This window comes from Leisingera sp. M658 (assembly GCF_025144145.1).
GTDB lineage: Bacteria > Pseudomonadota > Alphaproteobacteria > Rhodobacterales > Rhodobacteraceae > Leisingera.
The window spans coordinates 315,058-340,280 of record NZ_CP083546.1; the positions used below are offsets into that span (position 1 = coordinate 315,058).

The following is a 25,223-nucleotide window of genomic DNA, read 5'->3' on the forward strand; positions in this document are numbered from 1 at the left end:
GTCAGTTTTCAACGAATCTTGCGTGGTATTGCCCGGCGAAAACGCCCCGAAATTGCTCTGCCCAGCCCGAGAGACCCAGCCTGACCGGCAGCTCCACGCTCTGAACCATACTCAAACGGCCAAGGATGCCACGTTGCAGATACGTCCCTTCCATGTGCTGCCTTACCTTAGGCGCATGACCGCCTGGCCCCGCAGAACCTTGTCTGCCGCGGCTTGAAGGTCAGGCAGCCTTCCATATAACCCGCGCCATGCCTGCACAGATTTTTTCAATGGAGGCGCGGGAGAACGGCGGTGCCCGGCTCGCGCTCAATTACAAGCATATTGGCCGTAGCGGCATCCAGCGCATTTCCTGCGACCTGCCGCAGGCCGGCCTTCTGCAGCTTGTGCTGTTCGCCGAAGCGCTCAGTCTGCGCAAACGCTTCGGGCGCCTAATTGCATCGGATGTGTCAATCGACGGGCTCAAAATATCCTATGACCCGGCGCGGCGGGATCTCCACGTCGAGCGGCAGGCTGGCTACTCCAGGCAGACTGCTGGTTTGCCGATTGCGGATTTTCACTTCGAGATGGCCGGCATGACCGACATCTGCATTGCCTGGGCCGAGGTGACAAAGAATGGACCGGCTCTGAAACGCCTGCTGGCCGAATGCGCCGCGCCGGCTGAGCTTGAAGGGTTGCTGGGGCGGGACGAGGCTGATCTGGCCATGCATCAGCTGCGGGAAATTGCCCTGTTGCTGTTAGCGCAGGAAACCTCAACCCGTGGTTCAGCGCTGGCCCGCAAGCTGCGCGGGAAGAAATCCCAGGACCAAGCCCGGGAAGCGGTTAGCGGGTTTGTACTGGAGCTTGCCGCTGAACTCGTTCCGGTTTCTGCCTAATCCCGAACAGGTCGGCGCAGGGCACCACGGATTAAGGCTATGAAGACTGGCACGTTTCACTCAGAGACTGTCCGGACACGGTTCCGGCTGTGTGAAAATGCTCACCGCCCGGTTTTCGGGGCGGTGATAGCCTGTCAGCCGTCGATCCGGCTGACCGGGCCGTGCCAGGGCATCAGCCGACCATAGTCGATCTCGCCGCGGTTGCGCTCGATTTCCAGCACCACCCAATTCAGATAGCTGCGCGGGTTGATCTTGTTCAGGCGCGCGCTTTCGATGAGCGAAGAGTAGGTTGCCCAGACTTCAGCCGCCTCATGGGACCCGGCGAAAAGGGAGTTCTTCTTCGTCCGAGCGATGCCGCGAATGCCGCGTGCGACTGCGTACAATCGATCTCAAGCCGGCCATCGAACACGAACTGCTGCAGCCCGTCAAAGGCGTTGGGCGTTCATGCGGGGCATGACGCTGGAGGATGCGACAGCTTGCTTCGCTACCTCGCGCGAGACCCTGGAGAATGTCTGCCGATGCTGCAGTCCGGGTGCGCTGAAGAACGCCGCCGGGATCATGGGGTGGAAAATTTGACGTGTCTCGGCAACAAAATATGCACATCCACCGCATGAAACGCCGCGAATAGCGTTGCGGCCGATATGCTGAAAATAAAAAAGACGCCCTAAGGCGCCTTGTTTTATTGGTCGGAGCGAGAGGATTCGAACCTCCGGCCCCTGCCTCCCGAAGACAGTGCTCTACCAGGCTGAGCTACGCTCCGACCGTGGAGGGCGAAATAGCTCAGGGGGCGGGGTTTGACAAGGGCGATTCCGTAGAAAGCTGTGGTTTTCAGGAATTCTTTTTGCGGGCGCCGAAGGGGCCAGCGCGGTCATAGGAGGGGCACAAAAAAGCCCCGCGCTGACAGTCAGGCGGGGCTTTGAAATTTGCTTTGACCTGCCTCAATATCAGAGGCTTGCCTCCAAGGCGGCAAGCACGGCATCGCCCATCTGGCTGGTGGAAACCGGCTCCACGCCGTCTTCGCCCAGCAGGTCAGCAGTGCGCACGCCATCGGCCAGGACCTTCTCAACCGCAGCTTCCAGGCGGTCGGCCTCGGCGCCCTGATCAAAGCTGTAGCGCAACGCCATCGCAAAGCTCAGGATGCAGGCGATCGGGTTGGCCTTGCCCTGGCCGGTGATGTCGGGGGCGGAGCCGTGCACCGGTTCGTACAGCGCCTTGGGGCGGCCGTTTTCCATCGGTGCGCCCAGGCTGGCGGAGGGCAGCATGCCCAAGCTGCCGGTCAGCATCGCCGCACAGTCGGACAGGATGTCGCCGAACAGGTTGTCGGTCAGGATCACGTCGAACTGTTTGGGCGCGCGCACCAGCTGCATCGCACCGTTGTCGGCATACATATGGCTCAGCTCAACCTCGGGGTAGTCAGCCGAGACACGGGTCACCACTTCACGCCACAGAATGCCGGATTCCATCACATTGGCCTTCTCCATCGAGCAGACCTTCTTGTTCCGGCGCATTGCCAGTTCAAACGCGGAGCGGGCGGCGCGTTCGATCTCGCTCTCGGTGTAGCGCTGGGTGTTGATGCCGACGCGCTCGTTGCCTTCTTCAAAAATACCGCGCGGCTCGCCGAAATAGACGCCTGAGGTCAGCTCGCGCACGATCATGATGTCGAGGCCGGCCACGATGTCCTTTTTCAGCGAGGAGAAATCCGCCAGCGCGTCAAAGCACTGCGCCGGGCGCAGGTTGGAATAAAGGTCCATTTCCTTGCGCAGACGCAACAGGCCGCGTTCGGGTTTGACCGAGAAATCCAGGTCGTCATAGGCAGGGCCGCCCACGGCGCCGAGCAGAACAGCGTCGGCTTCCTGGGCCTTGGCCATGGTTTCATCCGCCAGCGGTTTGCCGTGCTTGTCATAGGCCGCGCCGCCGACCAGATCCTCGCTCACATCGAACTGCAGGCCACGCTTGCCGCCGAACCAGGAGATGATCTTGCGCACTTCGGCCATGACTTCGGGGCCGATCCCGTCGCCGGGCAGAATCAAAATCGATGGGTTGGGCATGGGAGTCCTCCTAAAAACAGCTGGCAAGGGCGTAGCGGGACAGCGGGGCAGGGTCAACAATAGGCCCTGAAATTAAAGGGGTTTGGTTGGGATTTGCGCAGGCCGGGCCGGGTCCTGGCCCTAGTCCAGCGCGATATCGGCCCAAACCAGCCGGTGGCGGCTGGCAATGGCGGCTGCTGCACCCGGAGCATCCGGCCAGACAACGCCGCTGCCGGTGACGGTCAGCCCGGCTGAGGGCAGCACATAATCCACCCGCATCCGCCCGGCGCCCTGCCACTCCACGGTTGCGGTTCCGGCTTGCGGGCTAAGCGGCTGCGGGTCCTGCAGCCGGGGATCGCCCAGCAGATGGCGGATGGCGTCCTTGCGGCCTTCACCGCGTTCGGGGTCGAGATTGGCGTCACCGGCAATTACAAAGGGCGCTTGGGGTGCGGCGCCCAGGCGGCCATCCAGCAGCAGCTGCCACAGGCGGATTTCATCGCGGTTGCGCAGCCCGTTGCGGTCTTCCGGCCCGTCAAACACTGGCGGCGTAGCGTGAAATGTCATCACGTTCAGCTGCCCGCCGCCGGGCAAATCCAGCGGCACCAGCCAATGCGCGGTGGCAGGCAGGCGCTGCACGGCCTGCACGGCGCCGGACGGAAACGGGCGCCCGTCCGGGTGCTTGGGCAGCAGCGCGCCGGGCAGGTCCCTCCACAGCAGGGCCGAGAAATCGCGGATCCCGTTACGGTCAACCGGCAGCCGGGACAAAAGCGCAATGCCGCCTTGGCCGCGAAACCGGCCGTAGCCCTGATTGTCACGCGGCCCGCCGGTTCTGCCATTGCCATCCATGTCCAGCAGGGCCGGGGGCGGCAGCCCGGTATTGGGCTGCAGAAAAACACGGTAAGGATAGGCGGCACCGGCCTCTGCCAGCAGCCCGGCCAGGGCGGCAAGGCTGCGGCCTTCATAGTCCCAATCAATCCCCTGCAGTGCCAGCACGTCCGGCTGTGCGGCAGAGATCACCTCCACCACCGCGGCAATTTGCGGATCGCTGCCGCGCTCAATGTCGCGCAGCAGCAGGCCAGGCCCGTCCCGTGACAGCTCTGTGTTGAAGGTCGCGATGCGCAGGGTGCCGGCCTGGCCTGCGCCGGCGGCAAGGATCAGAAGAAGGAGGCTCGCCGCCAGCCGCCTCATGCGGTTTGCAGCGCTTCGTCCGCGGCGCTGCCGGCGGCGCGCCGTTTATGCATGATCAGCCCGGCGATGCGCTGCATTGCCATGCCGCGCATGATCATTGAGGCAGGCACCAGCGCCCAGGCGCTGATCACCCAGATCAGCATATGCGGGGCTGCCAGAATTCCGGGATCGACCAGGCCCGAGGCCATCTTGACCGCGGCGGGCAGGACAAACGGCAGCAGCACGCCGCCGATGATATTGACCCGCGCGTCACGCTGCAGCCGCTGCACCACATCGCCGCCGGTGGTGGGGTCGAACAGCGGCAGGTTGACCCAGACATTAAAAGCGCCGCTGCCGACAGGCCAGTGGCCGACACGGATCACCAGCGCAAAGCCGGCAATCGCGGCGCCCGCGATCGCACAAACCAGCCCGGCGGCATCGCGCACTATCACCATTGTGGCTTCCGGAACCTGCGGCGGCAGCATCAGCACCGTCAGCTGCACCGGCGAATAGGCAAAGTCCAGCTGCCCGCCCAGCCAGCCGCCCAGGCGCTGCACCAGCGCGGTCAGCCCGGTCGGCTCCAGCGGATGCGCCGCCAGCAGGCTCAGCGCGCCGACAGACGCAGCACAGGCGGCAAAACGCATCCGGTTGATCGGCGGCGCATTGCGGAATTCCACAAAGCTGGGGAAGTGCGAGTTGTATTCGGTGAAGGCCAGAGCAGAGCCCAATAGCGCAATGAACAGGATGATTTCCGGAGACTCGGTGGCCGATGCCGGCAGGATCAGCGTCGGCATGGCAAACAGCATAGCCACCAATATGCCGCGGAACGCCGCGCCTGTGATGCGTGCAAACACGTCTCTCAATCCCTTCAAACTGGAACGGGCGTTTTCGCCTCTGGGTCCAGAATTGAAGCCCCCCGGGAATGGCCCAGGGCGCTCTGCCTCATTTTTGCCCCATTGTTGCCGGGCGGCGGCTTTCCGCTCAAGGCCCGGCGGCAGGGCAGGGGCCACTTTCCCCGCGGGACTGGTGCCCGATTGCATCAGGGATTTGGTGAAGAATGAGAGGGGTGGGGGGCGCCTACCAGATGCAGTGGCAGAGCGCGAGGGAAGCACAACGAGACAGCCCGTTCTGAATTGCGGCAGGAATGCGGCGCGAATCTGGCGGGCGAAAATAGAAGAGCCGCCCAGGCCGGGCGACTCTGATGTGGTCTTGGCAGAACGCGGGGGTCAGACCCAGGGACGGGCCTGCGCGGTCTTGTCCTCAAATGTCTTGATGGAGTCCGCTTTCTCCATGGTCAGGCCGATATCGTCCAGACCGTTCAGCAGGCAGTGCTTCTTGAATGCATCCACTTCAAACGCGATCACCTCGCCGTCCGAGGTGGTGATCTCCTGTGCTTCCAGGTCCACGGTCATGCGGGCGTTGGCACCCTTTTCCGCATCGGCCATCAGAATGTCGACCTGCTCCTGCGGCAGCACGATCGGCAGGATGCCGTTCTTGAAGCTGTTGTTGAAGAAGATGTCGGCAAAAGACGTCGACACGATGCATTTGATGCCGAAATCGGCAATTGCCCAGGGCGCGTGCTCGCGCGAGGAACCGCAGCCGAAGTTGTCGCCCGCCACCAGGATCTCGGCCTTGCGGTACTGCGGTTTGTTCAGCACGAAATCCTCAATCTCGGTGCCGTCGCGGTTAAAGCGCATTTCGTCGAACAGGTTCTTGCCGAAGCCGGTGCGCTGAATGGATTTCAGGAACACCTTGGGGATGATCATGTCGGTGTCGATGTTCACCAGCGGCATCGGGGCGGCGATACCCTGCAGTTTCTGGAATTTTTCCATTACTCGTTTCCTTGTTTCTGGTGCTTCAAACCGCTGAGATCAAAGCCGATCTCTTGCGCGTGGCGTGCGATGAAGCTGTGTTTTTCGGGCCGGTGCGTCTTGTGATAGCGGCGCACCATGGATGCGTAGAGATGAACGGCCAGCGTGTTTTCGGTGAGCCAGCCATCTTCCTGGCAGTGGCCGCTGAACAGCACGTCGGTCAGAACTCCGCGGATCGGATAGAACACCTCCGGCTCGCGGACGTGTTCGACCTCGCCGGTCAGGGTCAGCGTGTAGTCCAGCGCCCGGGGGCCAAGCGACGGGCGCTGCAGCTCAAAAGCTGTCAGCAGGCGCTTGCCGGGCGGTGCGGCCTCCACCTCCTTGCGGATCTTGCGGCCCAGCCAGGGCGGCACGAACTCAGGGTCCTCGAACCAATCCAGCAGATGGTTCAGCGCAGCAGAGCCTTTCGGCAGCCGCAGCACCGCGCCGTTGATCGACCGTGTCGGCTCATAGCCGACGTGATAGCCCGCGTCCGGCAACGGCCGGCAGCAGAGCATATCAGTGTCGATCCAGATCATGTCCGTCTGCTTCAGCAGATACAGGCGGAACAGATCAGACAGCATCGAGGCAGGCGCCTCCCCGTGCCCCGCCTGGACCGGGTCCCAGATTTCCGCTGCCGGGCAGGTGCGGACACCTGGCGGCACCGGCGGCGCTGCAGGCCCGGTGTGAAACAGCACAACCTCGTGGCCGCGCTGCACGAAACTGGCCAAAGACAGTTCGTGCAGCCAGTTCAGGCTGTCACCGATCCACAGGCTTGCAACTGCGGGAAGGGAAGGGCTGGATGGCATCGGAGGCCCCTCAGGCTCAGATCAGCTCACGCACATCCGTCAGCCTGCCGGTCAGCGCCGCAGCAGCTGCCATGGCAGGCGACACCAGATGGGTGCGGCCCTTATAGCCCTGGCGGCCCTCGAAATTCCGGTTCGAGGTTGCGGCGCAGCGCTCGCCCTCGGACAGCTGATCGGGGTTCATCGCCAGGCACATGGAGCAACCCGCAAGACGCCACTCGAAACCGGCGGCTTCAAAGATCCCGGCCAGGCCTTCTTCTTCGGCCTGGGCACGTACCAGGCCGGACCCGGGTACGATCATGGCGCGCATGCCGTCCTTGATCTTCTTGCCTTTCACGATCTCGGCCACGGCACGAAGGTCTTCGATGCGGCCGTTGGTGCAGGAGCCGATGAACACGGTGTCGATCTCGATGTCGGTCAGTTTCTGACCGGGGGTCAGGCCCATGTATTCGATCGAACGGCGGGCCGCCTCAACCTTGCCGCCGGTGAAATCCTCAGGTGCAGGCACCACTCCGGTGATCGGCAGCACGTCCTCAGGGCTGGTGCCCCAGGTCACAACCGGCTGGATGTCTTCGCCCTTCAGGGTGACAACCTTGTCGAAATGTGCGCCTTCATCGGTGAACAGGGTCTTCCACCAGGTCAGCGCGGCTTCCCACTGGGCGCCTTTGGGGGCGTGCGGGCGGCCTTTGACATAGTCATAGGTGGTCTGGTCCGGGGCAATCAGGCCGGCGCGGGCGCCGCCTTCGATGGCCATGTTGCAGACCGTCATGCGGCCTTCCATCGTGAGATCCCGGATCGCTTCGCCGCAATACTCAATCACATAGCCGGTGCCGCCGGCGGTGCCGGTCTCGCCGATCACTGCCAGGGTGATGTCCTTGGCGGTCACACCCGGCTTCAGCTTGCCGGTGATTTCCACCTTCATGTTCTTGGATTTCTTCTGGATCAGCGTCTGGGTGGCCAGCACGTGCTCCACCTCCGAGGTGCCGATGCCGTGCGCCAGCGCGCCGAACGCACCGTGGGTGGCAGTGTGGCTGTCGCCGCAGACCACGGTCATGCCGGGCAGGGTCCAGCCCTGTTCCGGGCCGACGATATGCACGATACCCTGGCGGACGTCATCCACCGGGTAGTAATGCACGCCGAATTCGCGGGCGTTTTTGTCAAGCGCTTCGACCTGGATGCGGCTTTCCTCGTTCTCGATGCCTTTGGCACGGTCGAGCGTGGTCGGCACGTTGTGGTCCGGCACCGCGATGGTTTTATCCGGGGCATGCACGCCGCGGCCGGCCATGCGCAGGCCTTCGAACGCCTGCGGGCTGGTCACTTCGTGGACCAGGTGGCGGTCGATATAAAGCAGGCTGGTGCCATCCTCGGCTTCATGCGCAACATGCGCATCCCAGATTTTGTCATAGAGTGTTTTGGGGGACATGGGTCCACTCCCGTATGTATTTGGGTATGCTGGCTTTGGGCTGGGCAACGGCCTTATAGGCGCGCCAGGACCGTGCGGGCGGCGCCATAGAACCGTTCGCGCAGCCGTGCGCGGTCTTGCAGTTCGATCTTTTGCGCCAATACGAGGGTCATGGCTGTCAGATACATCCGCAAGGGCCGGCAATCAAGATTCGTTCTAACGCCGGGGCGAGCGGGTTCTGATCCGGAAATCTCGCGTCCGTCCGCCCCCATGGGCAGGCACTGCCCTTGTCTGTTCTTGATCAAAGCATTCAGGAGCGGCACACTGCCTGAAAAACGGGAGGCTTGATGGAGCCGGAAGAGCAGACCCTGCCAAAAGACGCAATCGCGGAAAGCACCGCAGAGGCGCTGGAGTTCGGGCAGCAGATCTGGGACTTGCTGATGCAGGGGGGCGAGCTTCTGCTCAGGCCCTGGAACGCCTATCAGGTAGGCATTGCGCTGGCGGTGTTCGTGCTGGCTGCGCTGATCGCCAAGCCGTTGGGCAGCGCATTCCATGACTGGCTGCGCGGGCGCGAGGGCTGGCCGCGCTGGCGGATGCGGGTGGGGCTGGTGCTGCACAAGCGGATCCGCGGCATCCTGTTTGTGGTGCTGATCTGGCTGGTGGTGCTGATCATGCAGGAGGCGACCTGGCCCAGCCGCTCGCGGTTGCTCGAGCTGATCGCCAACCTGTCGCTGGCCTGGCTGATTGTCTCTTTTGCGACCAGACTGGTTGGCAATCCCTTGCTGCGGAACCTGGTGAAATACGGCGCCTGGATCTGGATCACCCTGCGTATTCTGGGCATCACCCAAGAGGCAATCCATCTGCTGGACGGCGTCGCCATCGAATTCGGCGACCTTCGGATCTCGCTCTATCTGGTGGTTCAGGCGGCGGTCATTCTTGGCGTCATGCTGACGCTGGCGCGGGTGATTTCATCGGTGGCGGCCAATCGTATCCGCAGCAACGCCGATATCTCCCCGTCTATGCAGGTTCTGGGCGCCAAGATGGCGCAGATCCTGCTGTTCGGCGGCGCCTTCTTCATTGGCCTTAAGGCCATCGGCATCGACCTGACCGGGCTGGCAGTGCTGTCCGGTGCCATCGGTGTGGGTCTTGGTTTCGGCCTGCAAAAAGTGGTGTCGAATCTGGTGTCGGGTCTCATCATCCTGTTGGACAAGTCAATCAAACCCGGCGATGTGATCAGTCTCGGAGACACCTTCGGGTGGATCAATGCGCTGGGTGCGCGCTATGTCTCGGTCGTGACCCGCGACGGCCGGGAATACCTGATTCCAAATGAGGACCTGATCACCTCTCAGGTGGTGAACTGGTCGCATTCCGATAAATTCGTGCGGCTGGATTTGACCTTTGGCACCGGTTACGGCGACGACCCTCACAAGGTGCGCAAGATCGCGATTGACGCCGCATTAGGGGTGAACAGAGTGCTGAGCGCGGGCGGCAAGAAACCGGTCTGCCATATCACCGGTTTTGGCGACAGCAGCGTTGATTATGTTCTCAGAATCTGGATCGACGACCCCACCGGCGGCCTCACCAATATCCGCGGCAATGTCTATCTGGCGCTATGGGATGCGTTCCAGGCTGAAGACATCTCAATCCCCTTCCCGCAGCGCGAGGTGCGGATGCTGAACGACCCGCTGCCGGTCAGGGTTGCACCTGCCGGAAATGAGGGATAAAGCACAGGGCTTGCATCGCCGGAGCGGGGTTTCATTGAAAATTCACCATCTGGTTGCTACATTATTAATAGGCCCGGCGCCGGGGCTTGGCGGCGCGTTGCAAGGAGGACTCTGTCCTGTCACCCGTACCTCAAGCGGCGGATGCCGCTGTCAATGGGGCAGCCGTGATGGCTTCCCAGTCCCAGCCCACCAGCGAACAGCTGCTGGAGCGGATTCTTTCTTCTCTCAGCGATGACAAAGCCGAAGATGTGGTGCAGATCGACCTGCGCGGCAAGACGGCGATTGGCGATTACATGGTGCTGGCCTCGGGCCGTTCCACCCGCCAGGTTGCCGCCATGGCTGAAAAGCTGACCGACCGGCTCAAACAGGAATACCAGCTTGGCTGCAAGGTCGAAGGCAAGGATACCGGCGACTGGGTGCTGATCGACACCGGTGATGTGATTGTCCATATCTTCCGTCCGGAAGTGCGCGAGTTCTATCAGCTCGAGAAGATGTGGATGCCCGCAGGCACCGCGGCAGCCCCGTCAACCCCGGCTGCCGAGGGCTGATCCAAGGCTGATTTGATGCAGGCCCGCGCCTGGGTGCGGGCCGGATTGCTTTTGGAATTTCATGCGACTGCATATCTGTGCGGCCGGCAGGTTGCGGGCTGGCCCTGAAAAATCCCTCATCGACGACTATATTGCCCGGTTCGACCGGACCGGCCGCGCGCTGGGCCTGGGGCCTGCGCGGGTGATAGAGGTCGAGGACAAGAAGAATGGGGGCATGGCGGCGGAGGCCGCGCTTTTGCGCAAAGCACTGCCTAAGGGTGCGGTGATCTGCACCCTGGATGAGCGCGGCAAGGTGATTTCGTCCCCGGATTTCGCGGATAAGCTGGCAGGCTGGCGCGACAGCGGCCGTCAGGATCTGGCGCTGATCATCGGCGGGGCCGACGGGATTGATCCCGGCTTGCGGGCCGAGGCCGATTTCTCGATTTCCTTCGGCAAGATGGTCTGGCCGCATATGCTGGTGCGGGTGATGCTGGCAGAGCAGATCTACCGCGCCGCAACCATCCTGACCGGCAGCCCGTATCACCGGGTGTGAGCCGTCGCGGCAGGTCAGAATGCACCTGCGGCGCATGCCTGCGGCGCGAGTATTTTTTCAAAGAAGAAGATCAGGGCAGGGCGAGGGTGTATGTGTCCTGGCCCCAACCGTCCACAAGGCAGCGGGCCTGGATCTGCACCTGGGTTGTGCCCTCTGGGATCTGCACGCCGTTCAGGGACCGGGTGAAAGGCTGTTCCTGTTCATGCGGATGCGCCAGCACGCGCAGGTCCAGCTCATTGCCCGTCATGTCCAGCACCCGCCAGCCGTCGGCATAGTGATCCCAGCCGGTATCGGGATGGGACAGCGTGACGCTGAAGGTCCAGCTGTTGCCGGATTGGCGGGCGGTGGCGTTTTCGATCACCGGTTCGTCCGCCAGGGCGGGAAGCGCAACGGAGCAGAGTGCGAAAGCGGCAAGGGTCTGTTTCATGGCGCTACCTTAGACGCGTGCCCGCAGGAGGTGCAGTCACGAAACTGTGTCCCCTTTGCTGACTGGCGGAATGCGCAGCAGGATGGTGCGGGAGTGCGAGGCAAATTCCCGCCGGTACAGCACCGCAAAGGTGATCACCGCGGCGCCTGCCAGCGGCAGCGCGCCCGCCAGCCAGGCCACGGCAGCCAGAGCAAAATACGTCGCCCGCATACCGCGGTTGAAGCTGCGCGCGGCGGTGATGCTGATTTCAGCGGCCTGTGCGGCGCGGGGGTAGGCAAGCGGATCCTTGCGGTCATTCGGAACTGCGGCCATCAGCACCGCGCAATAGCCGAACAGCCGGTGCGACCAGACAAATTTCAAAAACGCATTTGACAGAAACAGCAGCACCACCAGGATCTTAACCTCCCAGACAAAGGCCGGGGCGCTGTCCTGGATCAGGTCCTCGGCCACTCCGGCCAACTGCTCGGTATTGCCGATCAGGGCCAGCCCGCCGCCAATCGCAATCATCGCGGCAGAGGCAAAGAAGGCCGTGGCCTGGCGCAGGTTGCCCGCCAGCTGCGCATCAAAGATCCGCGGATCGCGTTCGACCATCTGTTTCATCCAGTCGCGCCGGAAATCCGCCATCAGCCAGGACACCGAAGGCCGCCCCGCGGGCGGGTTCTCGATCCGCCAGCCGATCCACAACCAGCCTGCAATCAGCAGGGCAAGTGCGGCGAGGTCGTATAGTGAAAACTGCGCAAGGCGGGTGGTCCAGATCATGGGCCGACACTAGGCGGCTGATCCTGGCGCGGCAATCCGTCTCTTGCCAGATGGGGAGTATTGGTAATATTACTTTACCAAATAGGAGAGCGCCATGGAGATGCCATCCCCGAACCCCGCCATTTTGGCCCGCAAGGCGCGGCTTGCCGAGCGGCTGCTGGCTGTGCTGCCTGGTGATGCGGTGATCCAGGACGAGGCCGAGACCCGCGTCTATGAATGCGACGCGCTGACGGCCTATAAATGCCCACCGCTGCTGGCGGTGCTGCCGCGCAGCACGCAGGAGGTCTCGGACGTTCTGCGGATCTGCCACGCGGAAGGCGTGCCGGTGGTGCCGCGCGGTGCTGGCACCTCGCTGGCGGGCGGGGCGCTGCCGACAGCGGATTGCGTCATCCTTGGCGTGGCGCGGATGAACGGGGTTCTGGAAACCGATTACGGCAACCGCATCATCCGGGTGCAGACCGGGCGCACCAACCTGAGTGTTTCCGGCGCGGTCGAGGAGGAGGACTTCTTCTATGCGCCCGATCCGTCCTCGCAGCTGGCCTGTGCCATTGCCGGTAATATCGCAATGAACTCGGGCGGGGCGCATTGCCTTAAGTATGGCGTGACGACGAACAACCTGCTGGGCGTCACCATGGTGATGATGGACGGCACGGTGGTGGAAATCGGCGGAGCGCATCTGGATGCCGGGGGCTTGGACCTCCTGGGGGTGATCTGCGGCAGCGAAGGCCAGCTGGGTGTGGTGACCGAGGCCACCCTGCGCATCCTGCGCAAGCCCGAAGGTGCGCGGCCGGTACTGATCGGCTATGACAGCAATGAGGTGGCCGGTGCCTGTGTCTCGGACATCATCAAGGCGGGTGTCTTGCCGGTGGCGATCGAATTCATGGACCGCCCCTGCATCGAGGCCTGCGAGGCCTTTGCCAAGGCCGGCTACCCGATGTGCGAGGCGCTGCTGATCGTCGAGGTGGAGGGCAGTCCCGAGGAAATTGATCACCAGCTGGGGCTGATTATTGAAATCGCCCGGTCCCACAATCCGGTAGAGCTGCGCGAGGCCGGCGATGCGGAAGAGGCCGGCCGGATCTGGCTGGGCCGCAAGTCGGCCTTTGGCGCCATGGGGCAGATCAATGACTACATGTGTCTCGATGGCACAATTCCGGTGTCCTCGCTGCCGTATGTGCTGCGCCGGATCGGCGAGATGAGCCGGGAATTCGGATTGGATGTGGCCAATGTGTTCCATGCCGGGGACGGCAATATGCATCCGCTGATCCTGTTTGATGCCAACAAGCCCGGCGATTTGGAAACCTGCGAGGCTTTCGGGGCAGAGATCCTGAAGCTTTGCGTCGAGGCCGGCGGCTGTTTGACCGGCGAGCACGGGGTCGGGATCGAAAAACGCGATCTGATGCTGCATCAGTACACGGCGGCGGACCTTGAGGCGCAGTTGAAGGTCAAGGATGTGTTTGACCCCAAGTGGCTGCTCAATCCGGCCAAGGTGTTTCCGCTATCGGTGAGCGAGGGCCGCCGGGCGGCGGCATTGGCGGCTGAATGATTGGGGCTTTGCCCCAAATCCCAGAGTACTTTTGGAAAGATGAAAATGCTGACACCTCAGAGCGAGGCCGAACTGGCCGAAATGCTAGCGGGAGCAAGCGGACCGCTGTGCATCCAGGGCAGCGGCACCCGAGGGCTGGCCATTGACGGCGAAGGGCTGAGTACCAGAGGCCTGTCCGGCGTGGAGCTTTATGAGCCCGGTGCGCTGACGCTTGTGGTCAGGGCGGGCACGCCGGTGGCTGAGGTTGCGGCACTGCTGGCCGCGGAAAATCAGCAGCTGGCCTTTGAACCGATGGACCACCGCGGGCTGCTGGGCACCGAGGGCGAACCGACCATTGGCGGGGTGATCGCCGCAGGCGTCTCCGGTCCCCGCCGTATCCAGGCGGGTGCGGCGCGCGATCACCTCTTGGGGGTGCGCTTTGTGGATGGCTCCGGCCAGGTGGTGAAGAACGGCGGCCGGGTGATGAAAAATGTGACCGGATATGATCTGGTCAAACTGATGTGCGGCGCCCATGGCACGTTGGGGGTGCTGAGCGAAGTGTCGCTGAAGGTTCTGCCGCGGGCGGAGGCATGTGCGACGGTTGCCATTGAAGGCGCTGATCTGGCAGATGCAGTGGCGGCGATGTCCGCGGCCCTGGGATCCCCCTATGACGTGACCGGGGCGGCCTATGATCCAGAGAAGCAGACTGCCTTTGTCAGGGTCGAGGGGTTTGCAGATTCAACGGCCTACCGGTGCCGCAAGCTGGTTTCGGAATTGGGTGGCTTTGGCAGTCCGCAGATCGAAAACGAGGACGCCGGCCTGTGGCACGGCATCCGCGATGCCGCGGGTTTTCACGGGCGGGCAGGCGATGTTTGGCGGATTTCGGTAAAGCCTTCCGATGCCGTTGCGCTGGCACCGCGGCTGCAGGCCGAGGCGCTGCAGTTCGACTGGGGCGGCGGGCTGATCTGGGCACTGGTGCCTGCGGGCACCGATCTGCGTGCGCAGATCGGCGTGCGGGGCCATGCCACGCTGGTGCGGGCCGGCGCGGACACCCGCAAGCGGCTTGGCGTGTTCCAGCCGCAGCCCGGCCCCCTTGCAGCAATCTCCGAGGGGCTGCGGCGCCAGTTCGACCCGAAGGGAATCCTCAACCCCGGATTGATGGGATAAGCACATGCAGACCACCTTTACCGATGCGCAGCTGCAGGACCCGGGCACCCGGCGCGCCAACGAGATCCTGCGCTCTTGTGTGCATTGCGGCTTTTGCACGGCGACCTGCCCGACATATCAGGTGCTGGGTGATGAGCTCGACAGCCCGCGGGGCCGCATTTACCTGATCAAGGATATGCTGGAGAACGCGCGGGTGCCGGACGAAAAGACGGTCAAGCACATCGACCGCTGCCTGTCCTGCCTGGCCTGTATGACGACCTGCCCCTCGGGGGTGCATTACATGCATCTGGTCGACCACGCCCGCGCCTATATCGAAAAACACTATGACCGCCCGTGGAGCGACCGTGCCCTGCGCTGGCTGCTGTCCCGGATCCTGCCCTATCCGGGCCGGTTCCGCCTGGCGCTGTTTGGCGCGAAACTGGCTAAGCCTTTGAAGGGGCTGATGCCGGACGCGCGGCTGCGGGCGATGCTGGACATGGCGCCGGGGGTAATCCCGCCGGTCAGCCGCAACGACGATCCGCAAAGCTTTGCCGCTGCCGCGCCGCAGAAGAAGCGCGTGGCGCTGATGACCGGCTGCGCGCAAAAGGCACTGAACACTGATATCAACGACGCCACCATCCGGCTGCTGACCCGGCTGGGCTGCGAGGTGGTGGTGGCCAAAGGCGCGGGCTGCTGCGGGGCGCTGACACATCACATGGGGCGCGAGGATGAAAGCCACGCCACGGCGGCAAAAAACATCCGCGCCTGGGCGGCCGAGATGGACGGTCATGGGCTGGACGCCATCGTGATAAACACCTCGGGCTGCGGCACCACGGTCAAGGACTACGGCCATATGTTCCGCAACAACCCGCTGGCCGCGGATGCTGAGCGGGTGTCGGACCGCACCATGGATATCTCTGAACTGCTGATGCAGCTGGAGTTCCCTGAGGGTGCGGACAAAGGGCTGACCGTCGCCTACCACGCCGCCTGTTCGCTGCAGCATGGCCAGCAGATCAAGACCCACCCCAAGACGCTCTTGAGGCGCGCAGGGTTCACGGTGGTGGAGCCTGCCGACAGCCATCTGTGCTGCGGATCGGCGGGCACTTACAACCTGATGCAACCGGAGATTTCCACCGAACTGAAGGCCCGCAAGGTCAAGACACTGGAAGCCAAGCAGCCCGATCTGATCGCGGCGGGCAATATCGGCTGCATGATGCAGATCGGCTCCGGCACAGAACTGCCTATCGTGCACACGGTGGAACTGCTGGACTGGGCCACCGGCGGCCCGCAGCCGCCTGCACTGACCGCCTCTGGCAAACCTGCGCCGGACGTGCCGGTCCTGCGTTAAAGCGCGTAAAAGGAATCGGGCTGCATATACTGCGCATTTGCCCTAATTTTGCCTGAACGGACCCGTAATCTCCCAACTGGCGGATAAGAGGAGAGACATGTGAGGCAATGGATTCTGGCGGTTCTGGCAGCCGTGCTGCCGGCGGCGGTGATGGCGCAGGACAGCCTTTTGCAGCGGATGGACACAATGGATGCGGGCCGCAAATGGGAAGCGGTCGGGCGCCTTGATGTGAACGGCGAGGGGTTTTGCACCGGTGCGCTGATTGCGCCGGATCTGGTGCTGACCGCGGCCCATTGCCTCTATGACAGCCAGACCAAGGCGCGCATCGACCCTGCCACCATCGAATTCCTGGCCGGCTGGCGCAACGGGCGCGCCTCGGCTTACCGCAGCGTGCGGCGGGCGGTTGAACATCCCTCCTATGTCTATGACGGCGAACTGTCGACCGACCGGGTCCGCAACGACATAGCCCTGCTGCAATTGCAGCGCCCGATCCGCAACACCACCGTGACACCCTTTGAAACCGACGAACGCCCGCGCAAGGGGGCCAGCATCGGTGTGGTGTCTTATGCGCATGACCGGTCCGAGGCGCCGTCCCTGCAAGAGGTCTGCGCAGTGATGGCGCGCCAGCAGGGCGTGCTGGTGATGTCCTGCGACGTCGATTTCGGCTCCTCCGGGGCGCCGGTGTTCTCTTTCGAGGACGGCACCCCGCGGATTGTCTCGGTGATCTCCGCCAAGGCCGAAGTCAGCGGCGAGCGGGTCTCGCTTGGTTCTGCCCTGGCCGAGGAACTGACCCTGCTGCAGGCGCAGCTGACGGGTGTGAACACCCGTGGCCGCCTGCCGCCAGGCGTGGGCCGGGTGAAGGTAGGGGAGGGGCGCAGCTCCTCCGGTGCGAAGTTCATCCGGCAATGATGTTCCGCGCATTGATACTGGCCGTTGCCACCCTGGCGTACGCAGGCAGCGCAACGGCCCAGAACACCGGTCTGCGGCGGCTGACTGACCGCGATGACCTGCTGGGCTGGGAGGCCGTTGGACGGCTTGAGCTGAACGGCCAGGGCTTTTGCACCGGCACGCTGATCGCACCGGAACTGGTGCTGACCGCAGCCCATTGCGTCTATGACCGCAACAGGAATTTGCGTGCGGCGGAGCAGATCACCTTCCGCGCGGGTTTGCGCGACGGGACAGCCATAGCTGAACGCCGGGGGCTGCAGATTGCCGCGCATCCGGGGTTCAACCCGCGGGGACGGCTTGATCTGGATAACATCCGTCACGACGTGGCGCTGATCCGGATTGCCGCGCCGGTGCTCAGCGGTCAGGCAGATGCTTTTGCGCTGCACTCGGGACGCGAATACGGCAGCGATATCTCTGTCACATCTTACGGGCGGGGCCGCGCCGAGGCGTTGTCGCGGCAACGCCAGTGCAACCTGATGGGGGAAAGCGGTGACGTTCTGATGATCGACTGCAATGTCACTTTCGGCTCTTCCGGGGCGCCGGTGTTTTCCCAGGTGGGCGGGCGCGGACGCATCCTGGCGCTGGTGTCCGGCGGCGGCAATTACCGCGGCAAGCAGGTCGCCTTTGGCATGAAACTGCCGCAGCGGGTGGCAGAGCTGAAGGCACAGCTGCGCCGCAATCCGGTGGCCGCACCGGACCGGCGGATCAAGCGCATCCGGGTAGGCGGCGGCGCATCGGCGGGCGGTGCAAAATTTGTGACGGTGGGGGACTGATCCCCCTCTTGAAGCCGCATTTTGCGTTCTTATCTCAGGTCTATCCGGGCAGCCGCTGATTGGGGCCCGGAAAAGACCAGCCTGTCCCCGCGGGGAAGGCGCCCTGAAATCGCTCATGTATGAGGATGACACTATGCGTACGTTTGATTTTGCACCGCTGCACCGCGCCACCATCGGTTTCGACCAGATCGCCAGCCTGATGGACCGCGCCCTTAGCGCGGATGCCGCCCAGTCCAGCTACCCGCCCTATAACATCGAAAAGACCGACGCCGACAGCTATCGCATTTCGATTGCGGTTGCCGGTTTTGCCGATGACGATCTGAACGTCGAGGTTAAGGAAAACGCGTTGGTGGTGACCGCCAAAAAGGCCGAGGACAGCGACGGCCGCTCCTTCCTGCACCGGGGCATTGCCACCCGCGCCTTTGAACGCCGCTTCACCCTGGCCGACCACGTCCGCGTGACTGGCGCCAGCCATGAAAACGGCATGCTGCATATCGATCTGCACCGCGAGGTGCCCGAGGCGCTGAAACCGCGCCGGATCGAAATCTCCTCCTCCCGCCCGAACCGTGCCGAGATCGAGGCCACTGCGGTCAACTGATCCCGCGATCAAGGTTCGAGTGCTTCAGCCCCCTGGTTCTGCCAGGGGGTTTTTTCGTTTCACCGGGTTGTCCCCGCGGGGACAGTTGCGGGTTATGGTTGCGCGCGTAAATGTTTCTTTAGGTATTGGAAGGCAAGATCGGAGGCAGAGTAATTGGTGCCGCAGCGCAAAGGCGGATTGATGAACCCTCAGGAAGTCCAGCATGTTCAGCAAAGCTTTGCCGGGATCTTTGCCCGCAAGGCGGATCTGGCGGAACGGTTTTATGTGCATCTGTTCACCCGCCTGCCAGAGGCGCGCGGTATGTTCCGGGGGAATTTCGTAAAACAGAAAGCAATGCTGACAGCGATGATTGCTGCCTGCGTGCGCAATCTGGACGATCCGCGCACATTGGAAGACCTGGGCGGGCAACTGCTCCAGGCCCATGCCCATCTGCAGCTTGGCACGCAGGAGACCGAGGCGGCAAAGCGGGCGTTGATTGCCGCTTTGCGCGATGTTTTAGGCCCGGCGCTGGACACAGAGACGGAAACCGCCTGGGCCAGCGCCATCAGCCAGGTGGCCGGGACGATGACCCGGCACTGACACGGTATTGACCCCCTGCACCAGTCCGGTGGCGGATCAGACCGCCATGCAGATGTATTTCATCTCCAGATAATCCTCGATGCCGTGGTGGCTGCCTTCGCGGCCCAGGCCCGATTGCTTGACACCGCCGAACGGCGCCACCTCGGTGGAGATGATGCCGGTGTTCACACCCACAATCCCGTATTCCAGCGCTTCGGCAACCTTGTACACGCGGCTGAGATCCTTGGCATAGAAATAGGACGCCAAGCCAAAGATGGTGTCATTGGCCATCGCGATCACCTCGTCCTCGTCCTCGAACTTGAACAGCGGCGCGAGGGGGCCGAAAGTCTCATCCTTGGCAAAGGCCATGTCCGGGGTTGCGCCCTTGACGATGGTCGGCTGGAAGAAGCTGCCGCCCAGTTCCGACGGGTTGCCGCCCAGGATCACTTCGCCGCCTTTCGAGGTTGCATCGGCAATATGCTCCTGCACCTTCTCAACCGCTTCCATGTTGATCAGCGGGCCGAAGTGGATGCCGTCGTTCAGGCCGTCACCAACGTTCATCTTCTCGACCGCAGCTTTCAGCTTCTCCGCAAAGGCATCGTAAACGCCGGCCTGCACATAGATCCGGTTGGCGCAGACGCAGGTCTGGCCGTTGTTGCGGAACTTGCACATGATGGCGCCCTCAACCGCGGCGTCCAGATCAGCGTCGTCAAACACGATGAACGGCGCATTGCCGCCCAGCTCCATCGAGCATTTCATCACCGTGTCGGCGGCCTGGCGCATCAGGATGCGGCCGACCTCAGTCGAGCCGGTAAAGGTCAGCTTGCGCACGGCGTCGTTCTCGCAGAACTCCTTGCCAATTTCAGACGCGCGAGAGGAGGGCACGACGTTGAATACGCCCGCCGGAATGCCTGCGCGATCCGCCAGAACTGCCAGCACGGTGGCGGACAGCGGGGTCTCGGCGGCGGGGCGGGCGACAAAGGCACAGCCTGCGGCCAGCGCCGGGCCGGCCTTGCGGGTGATCATCGCATTGGGGAAATTCCACGGTGTGATCGAGGCGGCCACACCGATCGGCTGCTTCAGCACGGTGATGCGCTTGTCGCGCTGGTGGCCGGGGATGGTCTCGCCGTAGATCCGCTTGGCCTCTTCGGCGAAGAATTCAATGAACGACGCGCCATAGGCGATCTCGCCGCGGGATTCCGCCAGCGGCTTGCCCATCTCGGCGGTCAGAATCACTGCCAGGTCTTCCTGGTTTTCCATCATCAGGTCGTACCACTTGCGCAAGCAGTTGGCGCGTTCCTTGCCGGTCCATTTGGCCCAGTCTTTTTGCGCGGCTTCGGCCTGGGCGATGGCGCCGGCCACCTGGGCGCGGCTGATATCGGCCATGCTGGCAATCACGTCGCCGCGGGCGGGGTTTTTCACGTCAAAGGTGCTTTCGCCCTCAGCGAATTGACCGCCGATATAGCCGCGGGTTTCCAGCAGGCTGGGATCTTTGAGCAGGGATTTCAGGTCTGTGGTTGCGTCGAGCATTGCGGGCCTCCCGGATGTTTTGTCGCTGGAATGCAAATCAGCTGTGCTTAAATAAGTCCAGAATCATCGATGAGTCCAGAATTTGATCAAATCCGCCTCCGCGCGGTGTGGCTGGAGTTTTTCAGACGGGCAATTTGACATGTGCTGTGGCAGACTGTCAGGTAGCCGCAAAGAATAAGAACAGGGGAGACCGGGCATGGAATTGGATGATGCCTATGCCAACGGGGCATATATCGAGAATGCGGACAGCTACCCGCCGCGCTGGGCGGCCTCGGCAGAGGATTTCCGCAACAGCCTGCATGAGCGCGCCCGGCTGGACATTCCCTATGGCGAGGGCGCGCGGCAACACTTCGACCTGTTCCTGCCGGAGGGCACGCCCAAGGGCGTGTTTGTCTTTGTCCATGGCGGCTATTGGCTGGCCTTCGACAAAAGCACCTGGTCGCATCTGGCCCGCGGCGCGATGGCGCATGGCTGGGCGGTGGCAATGCCGTCGTATGATCTGTGCCCCGAGGTGCGGATTTCTGATATTACCCGGCAGGTTGCGGCGGCGGTGACCCGGATTGCTGCTGAGGTTGCGGGGCCGATTGCGCTGGCCGGCCATTCGGCGGGCGGCCATCTGGTGGCGCGGATGCTGGACCGCGCGCTGCTGCCGGCAGATGTGGGTGCTCGGATCAAGACGGTGATCCCGATTTCGCCGTTGTCGGATTTGCGCCCCTTGCTGCGCACCACGATGAACCAGAAATTCCAGATGGATTCCGCGGCTGCAATTGCCGAAAGCCCGGTGGACATGCAAGACCGCTACCCCGCAGACGTGACGGTCTGGGTTGGCGGCGAGGAACGCCCGGCGTTTTTGGACCAGGCGATCTGGCTGGTGGAGGCCTGGGAGGCCGATCACGTGATCGCCTTTGGCAAGCATCATTTCAATGTGATCGAGCCGCTGGCGGACCCGGAAAGCGATCTGGTGATGCAGATCGTGAATTGACCGCAGCTCGGTGGGCGAATTCGTCCACCCAACGGGCGCCCCCCTCCAAAAAAACCTCTTGCCAGAATCCCGTTTCCGCCGCATCTTCTGCGCAAGGGCCAGGCGATGGCGTCGCCGCATGGAATACATGCCGCCCCCAGCATTCAAAAACCGTCCTGAACGCCGGGACCTTTCTTGTAAGAAGGAAGGGTCTGATATGACTTCACGTCCTGAAATGTACCGTTTTCACAATGGTGAAAAAGCACCGCTGCAATTTGCCGTCTCCGAATACGAGGCGCGCATTGCCGGCCTGCGCAAGATCATGGCTGAGACTGGCGTAACTGCCGCTGTCTTCACCTCGATGCACAACATCTCGTATTATTCGGGCTTCACCTACTGCGCCTTTGGCCGCCCTTATGGCATGGTGGTGACCGCATCCGAGGCGGTGACCATCTCGGCCGGCATCGACGCGGGCCAGCCCTGGCGCCGGTCGTTCTGCGACAACATCACCTATACCGATTGGCAGCGCGACAACTTCTGGCGTGCAATCAAGTCGGTCAGCGGTGCGGGCGCGGTTGTCGGTTTTGAAAGCGATCACCTGACCCTGATGCAGAAGGCCAAACTGGAGAGCTTCCTGGAGCCGTCCAGCCTGGTTGATCTGTACCACCCCACCATGGTTCAGCGGATGGGCAAGTCGGCTGCGGAGCTGGACATGATCCGCGCAGGTGCCGCGGTGGCAGACGTCGGCGGCTTTGCAATCCGTGACGCAGTCAAGGAAGGCGCGCGCGAGATTGATGTGGCGATGGCCGGCCGGGATGCGATGGAACTGGAGATTGCCAAGCGATTTCCGGATGCCGAATACCGTGACAGCTGGGTCTGGTTCCAGTCCGGCATCAACACCGATGGCGCCCATAACCCGGTGACGGGCCGCACCCTGCAGCGTGGCGATATCCTGTCGCTGAACACCTTCCCGATGATCTCGGGCTATTACACCGCGCTGGAACGGACCATGTTCGTGAAAGAAGTGGATGCCGAGTCGCTGCGGATCTGGGAGGCCAATGTGGCGGCGCATGAGCTGGGCATCTCGCTGCTGAAGCCGGGCGCAAGCTGTGCAGAAATTACCCATCAGATCAACGCCTTCTTTGAAGAGCAGGATCTGCTGCAATACCGCACCTTCGGCTATGGCCACTCCTTTGGTGTGCTGTCCCACTACTATGGCCGCGAGGCCGGGCTGGAGCTGCGCGAGGATATCGATACGGTGCTGGAGCCGGGCATGGTGATCTCGATGGAGCCGATGCTGACCATCGCTGACGGCCAACCCGGTGCCGGCGGCTACCGTGAGCACGACATCCTGATCATTCACGAGGATGGCAACGAGAATATCACCAAATACCCCTATGGGCCGGAGTTCAACGTCGTCGGCTGAGGCAGGCTGATAGAGAAAAAGCAGGGGGTGCCATGCGTGCACCCCCTGTGTACCGGTCAGGCACCTGCGGGGTTGAGCCAGACTGGTTGCAGGTCTGGAAGCGGGCCGTCAGCCGTTCTTGCTGTTCAGAACCTTTGCGATTGCGGATTCACCGCAGGCCTCTTCAATGTTCGGGTCTGGCGCACCCGAAAGACCGATTGCGCCGATCAACGTGCCCTCGTGGAACAGCGGCAGACCTCCGGTTAGCAGCAGGATGTCGTCTTCCATTTTTCCCAGCTGGCTGTATCCGTCCGCCTGGGGTGCCATATTGAGAACAGATGTTGATACCTTCAGGGACGCGGCCGTATAGGCCTTCCGGAAGCTGGTATGAATGGTGTTTGCACCAGTGCCTTCTCCCCGGAAGAAATAGAGCAGCCGGCCTTGGTCATTCACGACAGAGACCGATACTGCCGTCTCTTGTGCACGGCAATCTGCAAGCGCCTCTTTGGCGACCGCTTCGGCAATTTCGGTTGTCAGAGCCGGGCGGCTCGGAATTTCGACCGCTGAGGCAGTAGCGGCCGCGAGCAATCCGGTCGCAGCCGCGCCGAAGATTACCATTTTCATCTTTTGGACTCCCTTGTAGCAAATGCTGCGGAGACTACGTGTAGGGCCGGAATGAAAAGACAATCTGGATTGTTTTCCCGATGAAAAATGTGAACTTTCGGAATTGGCTTGACCATTGCTCTGACGAAACCAGGCAAGCGGTGCATGGCAAGGCACGGGGGAGGTGCATCTCCAAAGGAGGCTTGGTTCACGAAATCGCAGATTCGGCGCAGGAATTGTACTTTATTGAAACTGGCGCGGTACGGTTCGGGGCGACACATGAGGGCGGCAAAGAGCTGATCGTCCGCGATCTTGATGCGGGGGACTGGTTTGGTTTCATCGGGTGCCTTGGGTCCGGTCAGAGGCCGAATGCGGCCTATACGGTAACGGAGACCCGGTTGCAGGTAGTCGACTGGAAAGACATCGAGGAAATAGGTCAGGCAGATCCAAGTCTATGGCAGGCGATTGCAGCTGTCCTGGCTGGGCTTGCTGGTCATTTTTATAAGAATTACGAGAATACGGTTTTTCTCTCGCTGGAACAAAGACTGAAAACCACGCTGCAACAGATTTCCATTTGGCAGAACTCGCGAAAGCTGCAAATCAGCCAGGAAGAACTGGCTGCCATCTTGGGCGTGACCAAAGAAGCTGTGGGCCTTCATCTGAACGGCTTGAAGGCCAAAGGCCAAGTGCAGCTGGGATACAGGAGCATTCACTTGCTGGAGAAGACTGGACCTTAGCCGGATGGCGGCGCGTCAGGCTAACGCCGGCATATAGTAAGACCGGCAGACGCCGGGCGCCTGAATGAAAAAAGTGTTGGCTTGGTTTTCCGGCAAGTGGCCTTCTGGCACGGACGTTGCGCCGGGGCGGGTCTTGGGGCATATGTTCCGCCACGGCATCGCCAGCCTGTATGTTACCCTCTTGCAGACGGCGCACGCTCGTGCGCCCCGCGAGGAAGAAAGAGCCACCGCCATGTATGACGCCCCGGAAAAAAAGAAATCCGAATTTGCGCTGATCCAGCTGATGCCGAACATGATGACCATTGGCGCCATCTGTGCCGGCCTGACGGCGATTCGCTTTGCGGTGTTCGGGAACTACACCCTGGCGGTGATGATGATCATCCTCGCTGCGATTCTGGACGGGCTGGACGGGCGGCTTGCCCGCGCCTTGCACAGCGAAAGCAAGATGGGCGCCGAGCTGGATTCGCTGGCGGATTTTCTGAACTTCGGCGTGGCGACACCGCTGGTGATCTATTTCTGGGCCTTGCAGGACGTGCGCGGCGCCGGGTGGATTTCGGTGCTGGTGTTTTCGGTCTGCTGCGTGGTGCGGCTGGCGCGGTTCAATGTCAGCACCAAGTCCGAGGAGGCGCCAAAGGGGCGCAGCGGCTATTTCGACGGCATCCCGTCGCCTGCCGGCGCGTTGCTGGCATTGCTGCCGATGTTTGTCGCCTTTGCCTTTGACGGCAAGGTCGTGCTGCCGGAGCTGCTGATCTGCCTGCATATGGTGGTGATCGGATTGGCAATGATCAGCCACATTCAGACCTGGTCGCCAAAGGCGGTTAAAATCTCCCGCGAGAATGTTAAGTATCTGCTTGTCGGCTTTGCCTTCATGGCTGCGGCATTACTGACCTATGCATGGACCGTGCTGGTTGTGCTATGCCTTGGCTACGTAGTGATGGTGATTTGGGGGCTGGTTTCAAAGCCAAAGGACTAGCCCATGA

General features: G+C 62.4%; 27 protein-coding genes and 1 tRNA gene. 15 read left to right on the plus strand and 13 right to left on the minus strand.

Annotated elements, in window-relative coordinates:
• Positions 1–248 precede the first annotated feature (248 nt).
• Positions 249–872 (plus strand): hypothetical protein, encoded by a 624-nt coding sequence (locus K3724_RS01665; RefSeq protein WP_259989457.1) that lies wholly within the window; start codon positions 249–251, stop codon positions 870–872.
• A gap of 134 nt (positions 873–1,006) precedes the next feature.
• Here K3724_RS01665 and K3724_RS01670 read toward each other — a convergent pair whose 3' ends face one another.
• The 9 genes from K3724_RS01670 to K3724_RS01710 all read right to left on the minus strand — a co-directional run bounded on the left by K3724_RS01670 (position 1,007) and on the right by K3724_RS01710 (position 8,297).
• Positions 1,007–1,255, minus strand: coding sequence for a transposase domain-containing protein (locus tag K3724_RS01670; protein WP_259989459.1), 249 nt, complete (start codon positions 1,253–1,255; stop codon positions 1,007–1,009).
• Between the two features lie 300 nt (positions 1,256–1,555).
• Positions 1,556–1,632 (minus strand) — tRNA-Pro (locus K3724_RS01675).
• A 184-nt stretch (positions 1,633–1,816) separates the two neighbouring features.
• The gene (gene leuB, locus K3724_RS01680) at positions 1,817–2,920 is read right to left on the minus strand and encodes a 3-isopropylmalate dehydrogenase (RefSeq protein ID WP_259989460.1); all 1,104 of its coding nucleotides are present in this window, start codon (positions 2,918–2,920) and stop codon (positions 1,817–1,819) included.
• 120 nt (positions 2,921–3,040) lie between these two features.
• Complete coding sequence (locus K3724_RS01685; RefSeq protein ID WP_259989462.1) at positions 3,041–4,087, minus strand: endonuclease/exonuclease/phosphatase family protein; 1,047 nt, start codon at positions 4,085–4,087, stop codon at positions 3,041–3,043.
• Complete coding sequence (locus K3724_RS01690; protein WP_259989464.1) at positions 4,084–4,920, minus strand: hypothetical protein; 837 nt, start codon at positions 4,918–4,920, stop codon at positions 4,084–4,086. The genes K3724_RS01685 and K3724_RS01690 overlap by 4 nt, the downstream gene beginning before the upstream one ends.
• 372 nt (positions 4,921–5,292) lie before the next feature.
• On the minus strand, positions 5,293–5,898 hold the full coding sequence (leuD, locus tag K3724_RS01695) for a 3-isopropylmalate dehydratase small subunit (protein WP_259989466.1): 606 nt from the start codon (positions 5,896–5,898) through the stop codon (positions 5,293–5,295).
• Positions 5,898–6,725: a hypothetical protein gene (locus tag K3724_RS01700; protein WP_259989467.1), complete on the minus strand. Its 828-nt coding sequence runs from the start codon at positions 6,723–6,725 to the stop codon at positions 5,898–5,900. Before K3724_RS01700 ends, leuD begins: the two co-directional genes overlap by 1 nt.
• Positions 6,726–6,741: 16 nt before the next feature.
• Entirely contained in the window at positions 6,742–8,145 is a 1,404-nt protein-coding gene (gene leuC, locus K3724_RS01705; protein ID WP_259989469.1) for a 3-isopropylmalate dehydratase large subunit, read from the minus strand.
• Positions 8,146–8,198: 53 nt separating this feature from the next.
• Entirely contained in the window at positions 8,199–8,297 is a 99-nt protein-coding gene (locus tag K3724_RS01710) for an isopropylmalate isomerase (protein WP_245602898.1), read from the minus strand.
• 174 nt (positions 8,298–8,471) lie between these two features.
• On the opposite strand from K3724_RS01710, the gene K3724_RS01715 reads away from it, so the two are divergent.
• From K3724_RS01715 to rlmH, 3 genes are all read left to right on the plus strand, one after another.
• Positions 8,472–9,848 (plus strand): mechanosensitive ion channel family protein, encoded by a 1,377-nt coding sequence (locus tag K3724_RS01715; protein ID WP_259989474.1) that lies wholly within the window; start codon positions 8,472–8,474, stop codon positions 9,846–9,848.
• Positions 9,849–10,015: 167 nt separating this feature from the next.
• Complete coding sequence (gene rsfS, locus K3724_RS01720; protein ID WP_259989476.1) at positions 10,016–10,396, plus strand: ribosome silencing factor; 381 nt, start codon at positions 10,016–10,018, stop codon at positions 10,394–10,396.
• A gap of 61 nt (positions 10,397–10,457) precedes the next feature.
• On the plus strand, positions 10,458–10,928 hold the full coding sequence (gene rlmH, locus K3724_RS01725; RefSeq protein WP_259989479.1) for a 23S rRNA (pseudouridine(1915)-N(3))-methyltransferase RlmH: 471 nt from the start codon (positions 10,458–10,460) through the stop codon (positions 10,926–10,928).
• A 70-nt stretch (positions 10,929–10,998) separates the two neighbouring features.
• Here rlmH and K3724_RS01730 read toward each other — a convergent pair whose 3' ends face one another.
• On the minus strand, positions 10,999–11,355 hold the full coding sequence (locus K3724_RS01730) for a hypothetical protein (RefSeq protein WP_259989481.1): 357 nt from the start codon (positions 11,353–11,355) through the stop codon (positions 10,999–11,001).
• 36 nt (positions 11,356–11,391) lie between these two features.
• Positions 11,392–12,114 (minus strand): DUF599 domain-containing protein, encoded by a 723-nt coding sequence (locus tag K3724_RS01735; protein WP_259989483.1) that lies wholly within the window; start codon positions 12,112–12,114, stop codon positions 11,392–11,394.
• A 94-nt stretch (positions 12,115–12,208) separates the two neighbouring features.
• Between K3724_RS01735 and K3724_RS01740 the strand changes: the two genes are divergently transcribed.
• From K3724_RS01740 to K3724_RS01770, 7 genes are all read left to right on the plus strand, one after another.
• The gene (locus K3724_RS01740; protein WP_259989485.1) at positions 12,209–13,657 is read left to right on the plus strand and encodes an FAD-linked oxidase C-terminal domain-containing protein; all 1,449 of its coding nucleotides are present in this window, start codon (positions 12,209–12,211) and stop codon (positions 13,655–13,657) included.
• A gap of 39 nt (positions 13,658–13,696) precedes the next feature.
• Complete coding sequence (locus tag K3724_RS01745; protein ID WP_409201399.1) at positions 13,697–14,803, plus strand: FAD-binding protein; 1,107 nt, start codon at positions 13,697–13,699, stop codon at positions 14,801–14,803.
• Between the two features lie 4 nt (positions 14,804–14,807).
• Entirely contained in the window at positions 14,808–16,130 is a 1,323-nt protein-coding gene (gene glcF / locus K3724_RS01750) for a glycolate oxidase subunit GlcF (protein WP_259989489.1), read from the plus strand.
• 150 nt (positions 16,131–16,280) lie between these two features.
• The gene (locus K3724_RS01755; protein WP_259992538.1) at positions 16,281–17,039 is read left to right on the plus strand and encodes a serine protease; all 759 of its coding nucleotides are present in this window, start codon (positions 16,281–16,283) and stop codon (positions 17,037–17,039) included.
• Positions 17,036–17,851, plus strand: coding sequence for a serine protease (locus K3724_RS01760; RefSeq protein ID WP_259989491.1), 816 nt, complete (start codon positions 17,036–17,038; stop codon positions 17,849–17,851). Before K3724_RS01755 ends, K3724_RS01760 begins: the two co-directional genes overlap by 4 nt.
• Before the next feature lie 133 nt (positions 17,852–17,984).
• Entirely contained in the window at positions 17,985–18,449 is a 465-nt protein-coding gene (locus K3724_RS01765; RefSeq protein ID WP_259989493.1) for an Hsp20 family protein, read from the plus strand.
• 180 nt (positions 18,450–18,629) lie between these two features.
• Positions 18,630–19,028, plus strand: coding sequence for a globin domain-containing protein (locus tag K3724_RS01770; RefSeq protein WP_259989495.1), 399 nt, complete (start codon positions 18,630–18,632; stop codon positions 19,026–19,028).
• Positions 19,029–19,064: 36 nt separating this feature from the next.
• Here K3724_RS01770 and K3724_RS01775 read toward each other — a convergent pair whose 3' ends face one another.
• A complete protein-coding gene (locus K3724_RS01775) occupies positions 19,065–20,537 on the minus strand; it encodes an NAD-dependent succinate-semialdehyde dehydrogenase (protein ID WP_259989497.1) in 1,473 nt (490 codons plus the stop codon).
• A gap of 196 nt (positions 20,538–20,733) precedes the next feature.
• Between K3724_RS01775 and K3724_RS01780 the strand changes: the two genes are divergently transcribed.
• Together K3724_RS01780 and K3724_RS01785 are read left to right on the plus strand one after the other, a co-directional pair.
• Positions 20,734–21,519: an alpha/beta hydrolase gene (locus K3724_RS01780; protein WP_259989499.1), complete on the plus strand. Its 786-nt coding sequence runs from the start codon at positions 20,734–20,736 to the stop codon at positions 21,517–21,519.
• Positions 21,520–21,715: 196 nt separating this feature from the next.
• Positions 21,716–22,924 carry an aminopeptidase P family protein gene (locus K3724_RS01785; protein WP_129372141.1) on the plus strand — a complete coding sequence of 403 codons (1,209 nt, stop codon included), beginning with the start codon at positions 21,716–21,718 and terminating at the stop codon, positions 22,922–22,924.
• A 108-nt stretch (positions 22,925–23,032) separates the two neighbouring features.
• Here the strand turns inward: K3724_RS01785 and K3724_RS01790 are convergent, their stop codons facing one another.
• Entirely contained in the window at positions 23,033–23,527 is a 495-nt protein-coding gene (locus K3724_RS01790) for a heme-binding protein (RefSeq protein WP_259989501.1), read from the minus strand.
• 80 nt (positions 23,528–23,607) lie between these two features.
• Between K3724_RS01790 and K3724_RS01795 the strand changes: the two genes are divergently transcribed.
• Positions 23,608–24,243, plus strand: coding sequence for a Crp/Fnr family transcriptional regulator (locus K3724_RS01795; protein WP_259989503.1), 636 nt, complete (start codon positions 23,608–23,610; stop codon positions 24,241–24,243).
• Between the two features lie 232 nt (positions 24,244–24,475).
• Positions 24,476–25,216, plus strand: coding sequence for a phosphatidylcholine/phosphatidylserine synthase (locus K3724_RS01800; RefSeq protein WP_259992539.1), 741 nt, complete (start codon positions 24,476–24,478; stop codon positions 25,214–25,216).
• Positions 25,217–25,223 lie beyond the last annotated feature (7 nt).

Bases quoted from the DNA above. Each gene is read 5' to 3' on its own strand.
- K3724_RS01770 (WP_259989495.1), top strand. From the start codon at position 18,630: ATGAACCCTCAGGAAGTCCAGCATGTTCAGCAAAGCTTTGCCGGGATC.
- K3724_RS01665 (WP_259989457.1), top strand. From the start codon at position 249: ATGCCTGCACAGATTTTTTCAATGGAGGCGCGGGAGAACGGCGGTGCC.
- glcF (WP_259989489.1), top strand. From the start codon at position 14,808: ATGCAGACCACCTTTACCGATGCGCAGCTGCAGGACCCGGGCACCCGG.
- leuD (WP_259989466.1), bottom strand. From the start codon at position 5,898: ATGGAAAAATTCCAGAAACTGCAGGGTATCGCCGCCCCGATGCCGCTG.
- K3724_RS01730 (WP_259989481.1), bottom strand. From the start codon at position 11,355: ATGAAACAGACCCTTGCCGCTTTCGCACTCTGCTCCGTTGCGCTTCCC.
- leuB (WP_259989460.1), bottom strand. From the start codon at position 2,920: ATGCCCAACCCATCGATTTTGATTCTGCCCGGCGACGGGATCGGCCCC.
- K3724_RS01780 (WP_259989499.1), top strand. From the start codon at position 20,734: ATGGAATTGGATGATGCCTATGCCAACGGGGCATATATCGAGAATGCG.
- K3724_RS01785 (WP_129372141.1), top strand. From the start codon at position 21,716: ATGACTTCACGTCCTGAAATGTACCGTTTTCACAATGGTGAAAAAGCA.
- leuC (WP_259989469.1), bottom strand. From the start codon at position 8,145: ATGTCCCCCAAAACACTCTATGACAAAATCTGGGATGCGCATGTTGCG.
- K3724_RS01700 (WP_259989467.1), bottom strand. From the start codon at position 6,725: ATGCCATCCAGCCCTTCCCTTCCCGCAGTTGCAAGCCTGTGGATCGGT.
- K3724_RS01735 (WP_259989483.1), bottom strand. From the start codon at position 12,114: ATGATCTGGACCACCCGCCTTGCGCAGTTTTCACTATACGACCTCGCC.
- K3724_RS01760 (WP_259989491.1), top strand. From the start codon at position 17,036: ATGATGTTCCGCGCATTGATACTGGCCGTTGCCACCCTGGCGTACGCA.
- K3724_RS01745 (WP_409201399.1), top strand. From the start codon at position 13,697: ATGAAAATGCTGACACCTCAGAGCGAGGCCGAACTGGCCGAAATGCTA.
- K3724_RS01795 (WP_259989503.1), top strand. From the start codon at position 23,608: ATGAAAAATGTGAACTTTCGGAATTGGCTTGACCATTGCTCTGACGAA.
- K3724_RS01790 (WP_259989501.1), bottom strand. From the start codon at position 23,527: ATGAAAATGGTAATCTTCGGCGCGGCTGCGACCGGATTGCTCGCGGCC.
- K3724_RS01765 (WP_259989493.1), top strand. From the start codon at position 17,985: ATGCGTACGTTTGATTTTGCACCGCTGCACCGCGCCACCATCGGTTTC.
- K3724_RS01755 (WP_259992538.1), top strand. From the start codon at position 16,281: ATGGCGCAGGACAGCCTTTTGCAGCGGATGGACACAATGGATGCGGGC.
- K3724_RS01740 (WP_259989485.1), top strand. From the start codon at position 12,209: ATGGAGATGCCATCCCCGAACCCCGCCATTTTGGCCCGCAAGGCGCGG.
- K3724_RS01710 (WP_245602898.1), bottom strand. From the start codon at position 8,297: ATGACCCTCGTATTGGCGCAAAAGATCGAACTGCAAGACCGCGCACGG.
- K3724_RS01685 (WP_259989462.1), bottom strand. From the start codon at position 4,087: ATGAGGCGGCTGGCGGCGAGCCTCCTTCTTCTGATCCTTGCCGCCGGC.
- rlmH (WP_259989479.1), top strand. From the start codon at position 10,458: ATGCGACTGCATATCTGTGCGGCCGGCAGGTTGCGGGCTGGCCCTGAA.
- K3724_RS01775 (WP_259989497.1), bottom strand. From the start codon at position 20,537: ATGCTCGACGCAACCACAGACCTGAAATCCCTGCTCAAAGATCCCAGC.
- K3724_RS01800 (WP_259992539.1), top strand. From the start codon at position 24,476: ATGTATGACGCCCCGGAAAAAAAGAAATCCGAATTTGCGCTGATCCAG.
- K3724_RS01715 (WP_259989474.1), top strand. From the start codon at position 8,472: ATGGAGCCGGAAGAGCAGACCCTGCCAAAAGACGCAATCGCGGAAAGC.
- rsfS (WP_259989476.1), top strand. From the start codon at position 10,016: ATGGCTTCCCAGTCCCAGCCCACCAGCGAACAGCTGCTGGAGCGGATT.